Annotated in this window: 12 protein-coding genes; 6 read left to right on the top strand and 6 right to left on the bottom strand. The window is 61.3% G+C overall.

The window, feature by feature from the left end; translation table 11 throughout:
- The first annotated feature begins 157 nt into the window (after nucleotides 1–157).
- A complete protein-coding gene (locus HB676_RS27745; protein ID WP_213741780.1) occupies nucleotides 158–1,027 on the top strand; it encodes a sugar ABC transporter permease in 870 nt (289 codons plus the stop codon).
- Nucleotides 1,028–1,038: 11 nt separating this feature from the next.
- Nucleotides 1,039–1,890, top strand: coding sequence for a carbohydrate ABC transporter permease (locus tag HB676_RS27740; protein WP_213741779.1), 852 nt, complete (start codon nucleotides 1,039–1,041; stop codon nucleotides 1,888–1,890).
- Between the two features lie 94 nt (nucleotides 1,891–1,984).
- Here HB676_RS27740 and HB676_RS27735 read toward each other — a convergent pair whose 3' ends face one another.
- From HB676_RS27735 to HB676_RS27715, 5 genes are all read right to left on the bottom strand, one after another.
- Entirely contained in the window at nucleotides 1,985–2,800 is an 816-nt protein-coding gene (locus HB676_RS27735) for an ABC transporter permease (protein WP_213741672.1), read from the bottom strand.
- A complete protein-coding gene (locus tag HB676_RS27730; protein ID WP_213741671.1) occupies nucleotides 2,800–3,711 on the bottom strand; it encodes an ABC transporter permease subunit in 912 nt (303 codons plus the stop codon). The genes HB676_RS27735 and HB676_RS27730 overlap by 1 nt, the downstream gene beginning before the upstream one ends.
- Nucleotides 3,708–4,808: an ABC transporter ATP-binding protein gene (locus HB676_RS27725; RefSeq protein ID WP_249780513.1), complete on the bottom strand. Its 1,101-nt coding sequence runs from the start codon at nucleotides 4,806–4,808 to the stop codon at nucleotides 3,708–3,710. Before HB676_RS27725 ends, HB676_RS27730 begins: the two co-directional genes overlap by 4 nt.
- Before the next feature lie 111 nt (nucleotides 4,809–4,919).
- Entirely contained in the window at nucleotides 4,920–6,404 is a 1,485-nt protein-coding gene (locus HB676_RS27720; protein ID WP_213741669.1) for a glycerol-3-phosphate dehydrogenase, read from the bottom strand.
- Nucleotides 6,405–6,501: 97 nt separating this feature from the next.
- Nucleotides 6,502–9,192, bottom strand: coding sequence for an EAL domain-containing protein (locus tag HB676_RS27715; RefSeq protein ID WP_213741668.1), 2,691 nt, complete (start codon nucleotides 9,190–9,192; stop codon nucleotides 6,502–6,504).
- Between the two features lie 293 nt (nucleotides 9,193–9,485).
- On the opposite strand from HB676_RS27715, the gene HB676_RS27710 reads away from it, so the two are divergent.
- Nucleotides 9,486–10,589: an NAD(P)/FAD-dependent oxidoreductase gene (locus HB676_RS27710; RefSeq protein ID WP_213741667.1), complete on the top strand. Its 1,104-nt coding sequence runs from the start codon at nucleotides 9,486–9,488 to the stop codon at nucleotides 10,587–10,589.
- A gap of 179 nt (nucleotides 10,590–10,768) precedes the next feature.
- Here HB676_RS27710 and HB676_RS27705 read toward each other — a convergent pair whose 3' ends face one another.
- Nucleotides 10,769–10,954, bottom strand: coding sequence for a DUF465 domain-containing protein (locus tag HB676_RS27705; RefSeq protein WP_213741666.1), 186 nt, complete (start codon nucleotides 10,952–10,954; stop codon nucleotides 10,769–10,771).
- Between the two features lie 272 nt (nucleotides 10,955–11,226).
- Between HB676_RS27705 and HB676_RS27700 the strand changes: the two genes are divergently transcribed.
- The 3 genes from HB676_RS27700 (at nucleotide 11,227) to HB676_RS27690 (ending at nucleotide 14,072) form a co-directional block, all read left to right on the top strand.
- Nucleotides 11,227–11,433 carry a DUF465 domain-containing protein gene (locus HB676_RS27700; RefSeq protein WP_213741665.1) on the top strand — a complete coding sequence of 69 codons (207 nt, stop codon included), beginning with the start codon at nucleotides 11,227–11,229 and terminating at the stop codon, nucleotides 11,431–11,433.
- A 105-nt stretch (nucleotides 11,434–11,538) separates the two neighbouring features.
- A complete protein-coding gene (locus tag HB676_RS27695) occupies nucleotides 11,539–12,711 on the top strand; it encodes a GAF domain-containing sensor histidine kinase (protein ID WP_213741664.1) in 1,173 nt (390 codons plus the stop codon).
- A gap of 578 nt (nucleotides 12,712–13,289) precedes the next feature.
- Nucleotides 13,290–14,072 carry an outer membrane beta-barrel protein gene (locus HB676_RS27690; protein WP_213741663.1) on the top strand — a complete coding sequence of 261 codons (783 nt, stop codon included), beginning with the start codon at nucleotides 13,290–13,292 and terminating at the stop codon, nucleotides 14,070–14,072.
- The last annotated feature ends 269 nt before the right edge of the window (nucleotides 14,073–14,341 follow it).

Genomic DNA, 14,341 nt, shown 5'->3' with positions numbered 1-14,341 from the left:
TTGCGGGGAGAGGGTTGGGGTGAGGGAGACTCTCGACAGAGACGGATTCGCGGAGAGTCCCCCTCACCCGCTCGCTTTGCTTGCGACCTCTCCCCGTAAGCGGGGCGAGGTGCACCAAACGCATATTGGCATGCACTAGGGATTCGCCATGGCGACGATGACCGTCACAACGGCAGACGATGCGGTGCCTCACCGGCCGCCGTCGGCCGGGCTGTCGACGCCGCAAATCTGGGGCATCCTGCTGCTGGCGCCCTATGCGCTCGTATTTCTGGCGTTCGTGGTCTATCCGGTGTGCTACGGGCTGTGGCTTGCGCGCCATCCGTCGAGTTATGTCGCGCTCACTCACGATCCGATCTTCGCCCGCGCCGCGCTCAATACGCTGGTGTTCCTGGTGATCGGCATCAATTTCAAGATGGTGGTGGCGCTGCTGCTGTCCGGCTTCTTCGTGCAGTCGCGGCCCTGGATCAAATGGCTGTCGGTGCTGTTCATCCTGCCCTGGGCGGTGCCATCGATCCCGACCATCCTGTCGGTGCGATTCATGTTCAATCCCGAATGGGGCATGGTCAATCACCTGATCTTCAAATTCACCGGCGAGGACGGCCCGAACTGGCTCAACGATCCCATCATCGCGCTGACCATGGCCATCATGGTCCATATCTGGAAGTCGCTGCCGTTCTGGACCCTGATCCTGATGACCGGGCGCCTTGCGATCTCGCAGGATCTGTTCGAGGCCGCCGATGTCGACGGCGCCAGCAAATGGCAGAAATTCCGCTACGTCACCTGGCCGTCGGTGCGCACGCTGTATCTGACTTGCACACTGCTCTCGATGATCTGGACGCTCGGCGATTTCAACAGCGTGTATCTGTTGACCGGCGGCGGCCCCGCCGACCTGACCCATGTGCTCTCGACGCTCGGCATCCGCTATCTCAGGCTCGATCAGCTCGACCTGTCGATGGCGTCGATCGTCTGCGCACTGCCGCTGGTGTTGCCGCTGGTCTATTTCATGATGAAACGGTTGTCGCGATGAAGCTTTCAGCCCTGAGGCTCCCATCCCTGCAGGAGGCCGGCACCGAGGCGCGGCTGCTCTTGATCGGCATTCCCGTGTTCATCTGGACCATGCTGCCGATCTATCACATGTTCCTGTTTGCGATTTCGCCGAAGGAAGACGCCTTCTCCGGCAAATTCTGGCCTGATCATCCGACGCTCCATAATTTCGAGATCGTGTTTCGCCAGCAGCATTATTTCCTGCGGGATTTCTGGATTCAATTCTGGAATTCGACCGTGATCGCGGTTTCGGCCGGCGCGCTGACGCTGTTCATTGCGACCATGGCCGCGTTCTCGATCTCGCGGCTGCGCGTGCCCGGCGGGCGCTTTGTGATGAATCTCGCGCTCTTCACTTACTTTATTCCGGCCGCGTTCCTCGCCGTGCCGATGTACCGGACCATGGCCACCTATGGCCTCCTGAACAATCACTGGTCGCTGATCCTGGCGATGGTCACGATCGCCTCGCCCTATGCGATCTGGGTGCTCAAGCAGGCGTCCGACAAATTGCCGGTCGAACTCGACGAAGCCGCCGTGATGGACGGCGCGACACCGCTGCAGATTTTCCGGCTGGTGTATGTACCGCTGATGATGCCGTCGCTGGTCGCGATCGGCACTTATGCGTTGTTGCTGGCCTGGAACGAATATCTCTACGCGTTTTTGTTGTTGTCCAAGGACACCGACATCACCCTACCGGTTGCGCTCGGCAATTTCCTCGCCGCCGACGATTCGCCGTGGGAACTGCTGATGACAACCGGTTTTATCTATGCGCTGCCGCCGGCGGCGATTTACTACGCGTTCCGGCGCTACATGGTGGGTGGGCTGACGGCGGGTGCGGTGAAATCGTGAGTTGGATTCCGTCATTCCGGGATGGTCCGAAGGACCAGACCCGGAATCTCGAGATTCCGGGTTCGATGCTCCGCATCGCCCTGGAATGACAAGATCACAACGGCGCGGCGCTCTCGCCCTGTTCGCGCGACAGTTTCGAGGCGAACGACGCCACCACGATGACCGCAGCGATCAGCGCGATGATCAGCGTGCAGATCGCGTTGATCTCAGGCTTCACGCCGAGCCGCACTTCCGAATAGATCCGGATCGGCAGCGTCGCCGAACCGGGGCCGGTGGTAAAACTCGCGATCACGAGATCGTCGAGCGACAGCGTAAAGGCCAGCATCCAACCCGCCGCGATCGAAGGCAGGATCAGCGGCAGCGTCACGCTCAGGAACGCGCGCGCGGGATCGCAGCCGAGATCCATCGCCGCCTCCTCGAGGCTGCGATCGAGCGCACCGAGCCGCGACTGCACCACGACCGCGACGAAGCACATGGTCAGCGTCGTATGCGCAATGGTCACGGTCCAGAAGCCACGCTCGGCATTAACAGCGACGAACAGCAGCAACAGCGACAGCCCTGTGATCACCTCCGGCATCACCAGCGGCGCATAAAGCATGCCCGAGAACAACGTGCGCCCCTTGAATCGCTCGCCACGCGACAGCGCCACCGCGGCCAGCGTGCCGAGCAAGGTCGCCAGCGTGGCGGACGTCACCGCGACGCGAAAACTCATCGAGGCCGCATCGAGCATCGCGCCGTCATTGAAGAATTCGCTGTACCACTTCAGTGACCAGCCGCCCCACACCGTCACCAGCCGCGAGGCGTTGAACGAATAGATCACGAGGATCACAATCGGCAGATACAGAAACGCCAATCCCAGCGCCAGCGAGGTGACGTTGAAGCGGGAGAGCCTGTTCGATGCACGTGCCATTATCGCGCTTCCAACTGCCGACGCTGCAGGCGGTCGTACAGCAATAGCGGCGCAAGCAATAACAGCAGCAGCACCACCGCCGCGGCCGAGGCGACCGGCCAGTCCTTGTTGGTGAAGAACTCCAGCCACAGCGTCTGGCCGATCATCAGCGAGTCCGAACCGGCCAGCAAATCAGGGATCACGAATTCGCCGACAATGGGAATGAAACACAGCAACACCCCGGCGCCGACGCCGGGCAGCGACAGCGGAAACGTCACCAGCCAGAACGCCTGCCGCGGCGAGCTGCCGAGATCGTTCGCCGCCTCCAGCAATGCCGGATCGATCTTGGCCAGCGTCGCATACAGCGGCAGGATCATGAACGGCAGATAAGAATAGACAATGCCGAGATACATCGCGCTGTCGGTCGACAGCCACACCACCGGCGTCGAGACCAGGTGCAGCGCGAGCAGGATCTGATTGAGCAGGCCGTCATGCTGCAGGATGTTGATCCAGGCATAGATCCTTATCAGGAAAGAAGTCCAGAACGGCACGATCACCAGCATCATCGCGACACTCTGCCAACGCGCCGGCAACCGCGCCATGCCATAGGCGATGGGGTAGCCGATCAGAAGCAGGATCGAGGTCGATACCACGGCCACCAAGAGGCTGCGCAGATAGGAGAAGACATAGAGATCGTCGGACAGCAAGAGCCTGAAATTATCCAGCGACAACGCCGCGAAGGCGGCCTTGATCGCCCCGGCTCCGCTGGTGAGATCAAATACCGGTAAGTACGGCGGCTGCGCGATCGCGGTTTGCGACAGGCTGATCTTCACCACGAAAATGAACGGCACCAGGAAAAACAATGCCATCCAGACATAGGGCGCGATCGCGGCCCGCCGCGCCGGTCGCGCGAAGATACGCCGCGCGCTCATTGCTCCAGCACCACGCAATCGTCAGGCGTGAACCACGCCGTCACACGCTGGCCCGCGCTATAGGCGTCGACATCAAGCCGGGCGGTATTGGCCATCGACGAGCGCAACATCGCACCAGAGTCGAGCTTCACTTTGTAGGTCGTGAAACCGCCGAGATAACTCACATCGCTCACGACGCCTTCGAGCCGATTGATCGCATGCGCATTGACGGCATCCGATGCCGGGCCGCGGCGCGACAGTTTTATCTTCTCGGGACGGATCGCAACGCAGACAGTCGCCTTGGCGACGGGATGGCGCGGCTCGGCGGTGAAGATGGTTCCGGCGTCGCGCGTCGCCACCGTCAGGCGATTGCTCTCATGCGGCTCGACCTGCCCGTCGAACAGATTGACCTCGCCGACGAACTCGGCGATCCAGCGCGACGCTGGCGCCTCGTAGAGTTCGCGCGGCGTTGCGACCTGTTGGAGCCGGCCGGCATCCATCACGCCGATCCGGCTCGCCATCGTCATCGCCTCTTCCTGATCGTGGGTGACGATGATGAATGTCATGCCGAGGCGCCGCTGCAATTCCATCAGTTCGAGCTGGGTGCTTTCGCGCAGCTTCTTGTCCAGCGCCGCCAGGGGTTCGTCGAGCAGCAACACCTGGGGTCGCCGCGCCAGCGAGCGCGCCAGCGCCACGCGCTGCTTCTGGCCGCCGGAGAGCTGATCGGGCTTTCGCTTCTCGAGGCCGTCGAGCTTGACCAGCGCGACCATCTCGGCGACGCGGGTCTTGATGTCAGACCGCGGCATGCCCGCACGCTTCAATCCGAACGCAATATTGTCGCGCACGTTGAGATGGGGAAACAGCGCGTAGTTCTGGAACATCATGTTGACCGGCCGCTCATGCGGCAGGACCTGTGCGATATCCTTGCCGTCGAGCAGGATGCGGCCCTCATCCGGGGTCTCGAAACCGGCCAGCATCCGCAACAGCGTGGTCTTGCCGCAGCCGCTCGGGCCGAGCAGCGCAAAAAACTCGCCAGCCCGGACATCGAGCGAGAGTTTGTCCACCGCCCGGAAGGCGCCGAATTTCTTCGCCACCGTATCGATGCGCAACAGCGGCATGTCGGTGGCGACCGCCGGCTGCGGTTCGGGTTTCGGCGAATCCGCAACCGTTGCGATGTTCGCTGCGTCCTCACTCATGATATCGGCCTGCCCCCAAAATGTCGCCGCAAGCTAACGGCCGATTGCCCCGGGCTCAACCGCCATGAACGCCGCCAGCGCCTCGCGATCCGCCGGTGGCATGGTCAGGCCGAGTTTCGAGCGCCGCCACAGAATATCGTCGGGAAAGCGGGCCCACTCCCTGGCCATGAGATAGCGCACCTCCGCAGCCGTCAATTCAGGCCCAAAGACAGCGCCGAGATCGGCCTTCTCCCTGGCATCGCCGAGCACGGCCGCAAGGCGCGAGCCATAGGCTTCGACCAGGCGCCGGGCATGGTCTTCGCCGAGAAACCGCCAGCGCTCGCGCGCTTGATCGACCTGCGCATCAAACCGCGCCCACTCGAAATCGCCGCCCGGCAACGGCGCGCCGGCGGTCCAGCGTGGCGACATCGGATAGAAGGGCGTGAGCCGGGAGACCGCCCACTCCGCGCGACGCCGCGCGGTCGTGACTTCGCCGCCACCGATCGTCAGCAGCGGCGCCTTGCCGCGCGTCGCATCGAACGTCACCCCGCCATGGCCGGAACGGGGTTGGTGCGCAGTGCCCATCACCATGTTGGCGCCGGCGACGGTCCTGATCACGTCGGAGGGATCGATGTGCTCGCGGAAATACCGGTTAGCCGCATCGCAGAGATAGGCGACCTCGTCCGCCGTCATCGACACGACAGCGGGATCTCCCTTGAACGGCGTCGCAATGGTGCCGATCAGCGTGAAGTCGCGCTGATAGGGACTGGCGAAGATCAGCCGCCGATCATTGTTCTGGAAAACGTAGACATTGTCGGTGTCGAACAGGCGCCTGACAATAATCTGACTGATCTTGCCCACCTCCGCACGCTGCAGCGGCAGACGCAGGATGGTTTCGGCGACCGACGCCGTCCAGGCGCCCGACGCATTGGCCAGCGCCCTCGCCGTGATCACCTGCCGGCGGCCGCGATCGATCACCGCCAGCCGCCAGGTATCGAGCCGATCAGCACGGACACAGCGCGCGCCGGTACGGATGTCGGCGCCCCGCTCCGCGGCATCGAGCGCATGCGCGATCACGAGGCGCGAATCGTCCACCATGCAGTCGGAATATTCGAAGGCCGTCCCGAACGGCCGCTTCAGCGCATTGCCGACGGGGTGATGCGTGACGTCGACCGCAGCCGATTCCGGCAAATCGCTGTGTAAAGCCAGCCGGTCGTACAGCACCAATCCCAGCCGCAACAGCCAGGGCGGGCGTTCTTCGGAATGCGCGGGGATGACAAAGCGGACCGGACGCACCAGATGCGGCGCGATCCGCTTCCAGATATCGCGCTCGGCCAGCGCGGTGCGCACGCGCCAAAAGCCCCGCCGCTCCAGCATCGCCAGATCGCCATTGATCATGCGCGGCGTGGCGGAGGATGCGGCGGCGCCGAGATCGCCCTGTTCGACAAGAATGACTCGAAGGCCGCGCCCGGCAGCATCACGCGCCACGCTGACGCCATTGAGACCGCCGCCGATAATCGCCAGGTCGTAGTCCGCCATTACGGAGAGCTATAGCGTTTTCAAGTGACGGGGGCACCGGTTCGCGTCAGGAAAACGCGTCAAACAAAAAATAAAGCTTCGGTTCAGAACCGAAGCTTCAGCCGATCTTGCGCGCGGGCTTCACGGCGCCGTCGTTGTTGCCGACCAGCGCGGCATACTGTCCGATCGGCAGCGGCCTGCCGATATAGTAACCCTGCACCGCGTCGCAGCCCACATCAGCGAGGAAACCGAGCTGTTCCTGGGTTTCCACGCCCTCGGCGACGATCGACATTTCGAGGCCATGGCCAAGGCCGATCACCGCCCGGACGATCGCGGCCGATTGCGGACTGCGCCCGAGATTCATGACGAACGCGCGATCGATCTTGATCTTGTCGAACGGGAACGCCTGCAGATAGCTCAGCGAGGAATAACCGCTGCCGAAATCGTCCATGGAGATCCGCACGCCGAGCGCCTTCAGCCGCCGCAGCAGCGCCAGACCGCGATCGAAATCCTCGATCAGCACGCCCTCGGTGATTTCCAGTTCGAGCCGGTCCGGCGCGAGGCCGGTTTCGAGCAGGATGGAATGCACCAGGCCGACGAGATCGCCGTGCATGAACTGCGCCGGCGACAGGTTGACCGCGATCTGCAGCGGCAGCGGCCACGACGCGGCCTCCCGGCAGGCTTCGCGCAGGATCCATTCGCCCATCGCGACGATCAGGCCGCTTTCTTCCGCGATCGGAATGAAATCACCGGGCGGAACGAAACCGCGCACCGGATGCAGCCATCGCGCCAGCGCCTCGAAGCCGATGATTTCGCTGGCGGCGACGGTGTCGCGCGCCATCGCCTGCGGTTGATAATATAGCGAGAGTTCGCCGTTCCTGATCGCGACCGAGAGATCCTGGTGCAGCACGCGGCGATCGCGAATCTGCTGGTCCATCTCCGGTTCATAGATGGAGATCGAGCCGCGCGACTTCGCCTTGGCGCGAAACAGCGCTGCGCCAGCATTGGCCAGCAGCGAGGCGGCATCGACGCCATTATGCGGGAAAATCGAGATGCCGGTGGTGACGCCGGTGCGAACCGATTTGCCGTCGATCACGAACTCTTCGGCCAGCGCTTCGGCGAGCTTTTCAGCCAGCATGACCCCCGCGACGGGCTGCTTGCCGTCGATGATCAACCCGAATTCGTCACCGCTGAGCCGGGCCACCACGCCGCCGCGCGCCGAAGTCTGCAGCCGGCGCCCCACTTCGATCAGCAATTTGTCGCCGATCGCGTGGCCGAACACGTCGTTGATTTCCTTCAGGCCGTCGAGATCGATCGACAGCACCGCGAATTCCTCATTGCTGCCTTCACAGGCTTCGATCATCTGCGCCAGCGCCTGCAGGAAGGCCGCGCGGTTCGGCAGATCGGTCAGACCATCATGATACGCCATATGCGCCATCCGCGACTCCGTCTGGCGGCGGTCGGTGACGTCTTCATGGGTCTTGATCAGATATTGCGGTTCGCCGTTGTCGTCGAGCACCGTCATGCGGCGGGTCAGGAACAGCCGCAACCCGTCCTTGGTGCTGATCGGGTGTTCCTCGGCAAGCAGACCGCGCTTCCTGATCGCCGCTTCGTCGCGCGCGATGATCAGCTTGGCTTCCCGCGGATTGAAGATATCCGCAGCGGTGAGGCCTGTGGCGTCTTCGCGGCGCCGGTTGAGGATGGTCTCGGCGCTGCGGTTGGCCAGGAGATATCGGCCGTCGCTGACCCGCTCGACGATCAGCGAAACCGGAATGTTGTCGACCACAAGCTCGAGAAATTTCTTGGTGCCTTCCAGTTCATGGGACAGCGACCGGCGTTCGGTGACATCGTCGAACAAGGCGATCAAAAATTCCGGCTGGTCCTTGTCGTTGCGCGCGAGCACGCGATTGCTCGCCAGCACGCGCTTCTGCGAACCGCGCTCGACCACGAATTCGTTGCGGTATTGGCTTTCAGGCGAATTGATCGCGGCCTGGTCCGCTGCCTCGATGCCTGCCGCCGTGTCGGGCCGGAAGATTTCGTCGGCGCGCTTGCCGATGATACTGTCGCGGGAAAACCGCGAGAAGCGTTCGAACGCGCGGTTGGCATAGATGTAACGACCATCCTCGATGTTCTTGGCGGCCACGCAGACCGGAATGTTCTCGAGCACCGTTTCCAGGAACTGCTTGGTCGATGCGAGTTGCCGCGAAAGTTCGCGTTGGGCGCTGCAATCCTCATGCGTCGCCACCGAACCGCCATTGGGCAGCACAAAATACTTTACCAGCACGGATCGTCCGCCGGGCAATTCGGTTACGAGGCCTTCCGACCTGCCGGCCCGGCCATAGAAATCCTCGACGCTGACGTCGAGGGTACCGCGCGCGCGCCGCAGTTCAGCGAGTCCGGGCCCGGTCATGTTCTCGGTGATGTCCGAACGAGCCAGGCCATAGATTTCGAGATAGCGATCGTTGCAAAACACGATCCGCTTTTTCGGATCGGTCATCACCACGCCCTGGTTAAGGTGGTTCAGGGCGGAACTGATGAAGGCATTGCGGCGCAGCCGCGAACCCTTGGCCCTGTTCAGCAAGGAAAATATCCACAGCGCGACCGATGCCAGGAACGCACAGACCACGATGCAGCCGATCAGCAATTCCCCGACCACATTGGGATCGACCGGACCGATAAAACTCGCCGCCGGCGAGTCATCGGACCATGCCAAGGCGGCTCCGAATGGCACAGCGGTAGCAACCAGGCACAGCACGGCCTGCCTCGGGATCGATACCAAGCCGCCCGCCTGCCAATTATTGCCAGCCATCAGTCACCTGCGGATTTCTGCGCTGGAGTGTCTGGCTTCACGGGTTTGGATCGGGTAAACGCGTACCCCTGCCAATCGAAAATGCTATTCAAAATTACGGCAATTGCCCTGACATGATTAATGCTTCACTAATAATCCGATTGGGAAAAGTTCCGAAACAAATCCAACGGGTTGTACGAAAACCAGCATTGCAACCAAAGCGTTAGTCAGCGCACATTTGCTCCTTAACGGGCATCAAGGTTCCGACAAACGCGCGGGGCCGAACAGCCAACAATTCCGGATCCGAACGGCGAATGGATAAAGTCGAGTGTGTTGTTATCGGTGCGGGCGTGATCGGTCTCGCGATCGCGCGGCGGCTGGCGCAGGCCGGCCGCGAGGTCATCATCCTGGAGGCGGCTGAAGGCATCGGCACCATCACCTCGTCGCGCAACAGCGAGGTGATCCACGCCGGCATCTATTACAAGGCGGGCAGCCTGATGGCGCGGATGTGCGTCGACGGCAAGCGAGCGCTCTATCGATATTGCGCGGAGCACGGCATTCCGCATCGCAATTGCGGCAAGCTGATCGTCGCAACGACATCAACCGAAACCGCAAAGCTGCAATCGATCAAGGCGCACGCCGAAGCCAATGGCGTGACCGATCTGCAAACGCTCGACGGCGATGCCGCCCGCGCGCTGGAGCCGGCGTTGAATTGCGACGCCGCCCTACTCTCACCCTCCACCGGCATTATCGACAGCCACGCCTATATGCTGGCGTTGCGCGGCGAGGCCGAAGATGCGGGCGCGGCCTTTGCCTTTCACACCCCGTTATTGGCCGCCAGGGCACGCGAGGGTCGGATCGAGATCGATGCCGGCGGCGACGCACCGATGTCGCTAGAATGCCGGCTTTTGATCAACGCCGCGGGACTTGGCGCCCCTGCGGTTGCGCGCAGCATCGACGGCATGCCGATCGATCTGATCCCGCCGGCCTATCTGGCCAAGGGCAATTATTTCAGTTGCAGCGCCCGGGCGCCGTTCTCGCACCTGATCTATCCGGTGCCCGAGCCCGGCGGCCTCGGCGTGCACCTCACCCTCGATTTGGCAGGACAGGCGCGGTTCGGTCCTGACGTGGAATGGGTCGATAGCATCGATTACGCCGTCGATCCGGCGCGGGCGGAGAGATTTTATCCGGCGATCCGGCGCTATTGGCCGACATTGCCGGACGGCGCGCTGATGCCGAGCTATTCGGGCATGCGGCCGAAAATCGTGCCGCCGGCGGTTGCAGTGCAGGATTTCCTGATCCAGGGGCCCCGCGATCATGGCATCGGCGGGCTGATCAACCTGTTCGGTATAGAATCGCCGGGGCTGACATCGTCCCTGGCGATCGCCGGCTATGTCGGCGAACTCGCTGAGGCATGAACATCTTGAGGCGTGACTTGTTGACGCGCGTCTTGCCGGGAACGGCAAGAAAAACGGCACCAGGAAAAACGGCAAGCTAAAACGGCAAGCTAATTCAGCAAAGCACAGCTCACGCCATCATTGGGTGGCGCGATGCGCCGACCCGATTGCGGATCATGATGGCGGCTGGCTTGTATTTGCTAGTGGATGGTTTCACTTGCGGTATGTCTCAACCGCTCGATCTCGTCTTTTACCATCAATTTCCGGCGCTTTAACTCGACAATTTGCAGATCGTCCGTTGACAGGTGCACGAGAGCTTCGTGCAATTCGTTTTCAAGAACCTTGTGTTTGCGTTCCAGTTCAACGAGATGCGCCTGAATTGCCATACGAAACCTCCTCCGTTGGATGAGACCTCAGTCCGGACAAGTGAGTGTACACAAGTCGCCGAATCTGTCGATGGGTATTGAAAATGGCGTCCTCATATTTCGGCAGTATCTGTAACGAATCGTGAGTATGGAACCGTGCTATGTATCGAACCCGAAGATCGCTCCAGACGGCCGTCCGCTCCAGCTTGCGGACCGGCCCGGCAGGGACGATATTCGGGCTTCGGCTTCCGCAACCTGTCCATCTCATCCGCGTTTTCCGGCTAACATAGATCATGACCGACGAAGATGAGCGCGAGCTCGAAGCCGAGCTTGCAAGGCTGCAACAGGAGCACCGCGATCTCGACGCGGCGATCGATGCGCTGCATCAATCCCCGGCGCCGGATTTGCTGCGGCTGCAGCGGCTAAAGAAGCGCAAGCTGCAACTGCGCGACCGCATTGCCTTCATCGAAGACCAGATCACGCCGGATATCATTGCGTAGATTTGACGCAGCTTTGGCGCCGTTGCGGTTCCCGCATGACGGATTTCTCGACTCGTCGTCGGGCCTGCGCTAGCGTTTCTTCGAGACACTCATAGAAAGCGGATCATGGCGACCGACTTCAGCGCGGATATCGCTGCCGTGCAGGGTATCTCGGCAGTTCCGCGCATTCTTGAAGTTGTCTGCCGGTCGACCGGCATGGGTTTCGCCGCGGTGGCGCGCGTCACCGAGCAGCGATGGATCTGCTGCGCTTCGCGCGACGAAATTGGGTTCGGCCTGGCGCCGGGTGGGGAGCTGGTGGTCGAAACCACCATTTGCCACGAGATCCGCAAGAGCCATGAAGCCGTCGTAATCGACCATGTCGCCGAAGATGCCGCCTTTTGCGGGCACCACACGCCGGCGCAATACGGCTTTCAAAGCTACATCTCGATGCCGATCGTGCTCAGCGACGGAACTTTCTTCGGCACCCTGTGCGCGATCGATCCCCAGCCGGCGCGCCTCAACACCCCGCAAACCGTCGGCATGTTCAAATTGTTCGCGGAACTGATCGCGACCCATCTCGAGGCGGTCGACCGGGTGGCCGCCAGCGAAGCCACGCTGCTCAGCGAGCGCGAAACCTCGGAACTGCGCGAGCAGTTCATCGCGGTGCTCGGGCATGATTTGCGCAATCCACTCGCGTCAATTGCGGCCGGCACGAAAATCCTTGCGAAGACGAATTCAAAGGACGCAGCGGACGAAATTCTCGGATTGATGCGCACCAGCGTGGCGCGGATGTCGGCGCTGATCGACAATGTGCTGGATTTCGCGCGCGGCCGCCTCGGCGGCGGGATTCCGCTGCGCCGCCTGCCTCAGCCATTGGCGCCGGTTCTAACGCACGTGATCGCAGAACTTCGTGCCAGCACGCCGGAGCGGAAAATCGAGGCCGAGTTCGATTTGACCGAACAGGTCGATTGCGACGCCGTGCGTATCGCGCAATTGTTTTCCAACCTGCTCGGCAATTCGGTCACCCATGGCAGCGCGGCAACACCGGTCCGCGTTCGCGCGACGACCACCGATGGCGCGTTCGAATTATCGGTCGCCAATTCCGGCGAACCGATCCCGGCCGATGCGATGGAGAGGCTGTTTCAGCCCTTCCATCGCATGTCGGCACAGGACACCCATCAAGGCCTTGGACTGGGGCTCTACATCGCGTCCGAAATCGCCCGCGCCCATGATGGAACCATCGACGTGATGTCATCGCAGCACGAGACGCGTTTCACATTCAAGATGCCGCTGCGCTGACGCCAGGATCGGTGCGCTCTGCCGGGCAAGGTGGCCGTTGCTTTAATTGGTTGGGGATTCGACGTCCGGAGCCTTCGGACTGAGATCGGATCGCGGCCTTGTCTCGTCGGCCTGCAATTTGAGTGCGGTTGCCTTCTCGACCAACGCCGTCAAAAGCCGGGGGTCCGAAGTCGATTGAGCGAATTTGACGAGCGTCATCGCCTGACGCGTCAGATAGTTTTTACTGACCATTGTTCCCCACAAAAAAAGTCCAGCCCCGCGAAGATCACGCGGGAACCGGCATTTCGTTCCAGAGGAACCGTCCAAAAGTGCACTTATAAGTCTTCTAATAAGGATTCTAGAGCCTTATCGGTTCTGATTGAATCAGAACCGGGCTCTAATCTTTTGTTTTGACGCGTTTTCTTCACGCGAACCGGTATCCACTTCGCTCAAAAACGCTCTAATTGCTGCCAATTGCAGCCTTTTGATCACAGTCGCGCAAAATCGAAACGCTGCGACCATTTTGCAGCTTCAAAGACTGATATTTCGCGATATTTCTGCGCCAGATTTTTTCGAATCTTCAATTAGGGGGAAATACCATGCGCCATTCAAAATTCATTATTTCTCTCGCCGTAGCCGCAGGCACTCTCCTCGGCATCGGCTCGGCTTCTGCCGCTGATTTGCCAGCCAAGGTTTACACCAAGGCCCCTCCGGTGGTGCCGATGTATAACTGGACTGGCTGCTATATCGGCGCCGTCGGCGGTGGAGAAGTTGGTCGTTCGCGCTCCGTGAGCAACGGCACAAACAACGGTGTTGCAAACGGTACTGCGGGCGCAACGAAAAACGATACCGACCTCAGCGGCGGCAATGTCGGCGGCACCCTCGGCTGCAGCTACCAGTCGGGCATCTGGGTCGTCGGCATCGAAGGAGACGATTCCTGGTCCAATCGCACCGGCAGTTCCAATCTGCTCGCACCCTTCAACACCACATTCACCGAAAACATCAAATCGAACTGGCTCGCAACGGTTCGCGGCCGTGTCGGCTTTACCACCGGTCCCACGGGCAACGTATTGTGGTACGGAACCGCAGGCGGCGCCTTCGCGGATATGAGAATCAACGAATTCAGCCCGACCAACGTTGGCGCGATCGAACGCCACACGTTTTCGGGGTGGACGGCTGGTCTCGGCGTCGAGTGGGGCTTCGCGCCGAGTTGGTCCGTCAAGTTCGAATATCTCTATGCTGACTTGGGACGCCAAGGCTACTTCCAGAACACGGCGACCGGGTGCTGTACCTTCCAGAACACCCACCTCACCGACAATCTGTTCCGCGTCGGCGTGAACTACCACTGGAACTGGGCTGGCCCGGTGGTCGCCAAATATTGATCGAGTACTGATCCCGGATCGGTCACCGTCTGGTTAGATTCTCTAAAGCCCCGGCATCGGCCGGGACTTTTTTGTGCCGGCGATTCGAAGCAATCCACGGCTGTGTAAAATTTCGCGACCAGTGACGAGCAAGCGGCCTTGACTCCAAAAGAACAAAATAGGAACATTGTTGCTATCGTCCTCCAAGCCGGGAATTCTGCCATGTCAGAGACTGCCGCACTGCCCGAGATCAGCCGTTACGAGCAGGCCTGCGATCAAGCGATCGCAAT

The organism is Bradyrhizobium sp. dw_411 (assembly GCF_018449695.1).
GTDB lineage: Bacteria > Pseudomonadota > Alphaproteobacteria > Rhizobiales > Xanthobacteraceae > Bradyrhizobium.
The sequence above is the reverse complement of the archived record's forward strand: the minus strand, read 5'-3'. Positions and strand labels throughout refer to the sequence as shown.

Bases quoted from the DNA above. Each gene is read 5' to 3' on its own strand.
- HB676_RS27745 (WP_213741780.1), top strand. From the start codon at position 158: ATGACCGTCACAACGGCAGACGATGCGGTGCCTCACCGGCCGCCGTCG.
- HB676_RS27735 (WP_213741672.1), bottom strand. From the start codon at position 2,800: ATGGCACGTGCATCGAACAGGCTCTCCCGCTTCAACGTCACCTCGCTG.
- HB676_RS27730 (WP_213741671.1), bottom strand. From the start codon at position 3,711: ATGAGCGCGCGGCGTATCTTCGCGCGACCGGCGCGGCGGGCCGCGATC.
- HB676_RS27725 (WP_249780513.1), bottom strand. From the start codon at position 4,808: ATGCCGCTGTTGCGCATCGATACGGTGGCGAAGAAATTCGGCGCCTTC.
- HB676_RS27720 (WP_213741669.1), bottom strand. From the start codon at position 6,404: ATGGCGGACTACGACCTGGCGATTATCGGCGGCGGTCTCAATGGCGTC.
- HB676_RS27715 (WP_213741668.1), bottom strand. From the start codon at position 9,192: ATGGCTGGCAATAATTGGCAGGCGGGCGGCTTGGTATCGATCCCGAGG.
- HB676_RS27710 (WP_213741667.1), top strand. From the start codon at position 9,486: ATGGATAAAGTCGAGTGTGTTGTTATCGGTGCGGGCGTGATCGGTCTC.
- HB676_RS27705 (WP_213741666.1), bottom strand. From the start codon at position 10,954: ATGGCAATTCAGGCGCATCTCGTTGAACTGGAACGCAAACACAAGGTT.
- HB676_RS27700 (WP_213741665.1), top strand. From the start codon at position 11,227: ATGACCGACGAAGATGAGCGCGAGCTCGAAGCCGAGCTTGCAAGGCTG.
- HB676_RS27695 (WP_213741664.1), top strand. From the start codon at position 11,539: ATGGCGACCGACTTCAGCGCGGATATCGCTGCCGTGCAGGGTATCTCG.
- HB676_RS27690 (WP_213741663.1), top strand. From the start codon at position 13,290: ATGCGCCATTCAAAATTCATTATTTCTCTCGCCGTAGCCGCAGGCACT.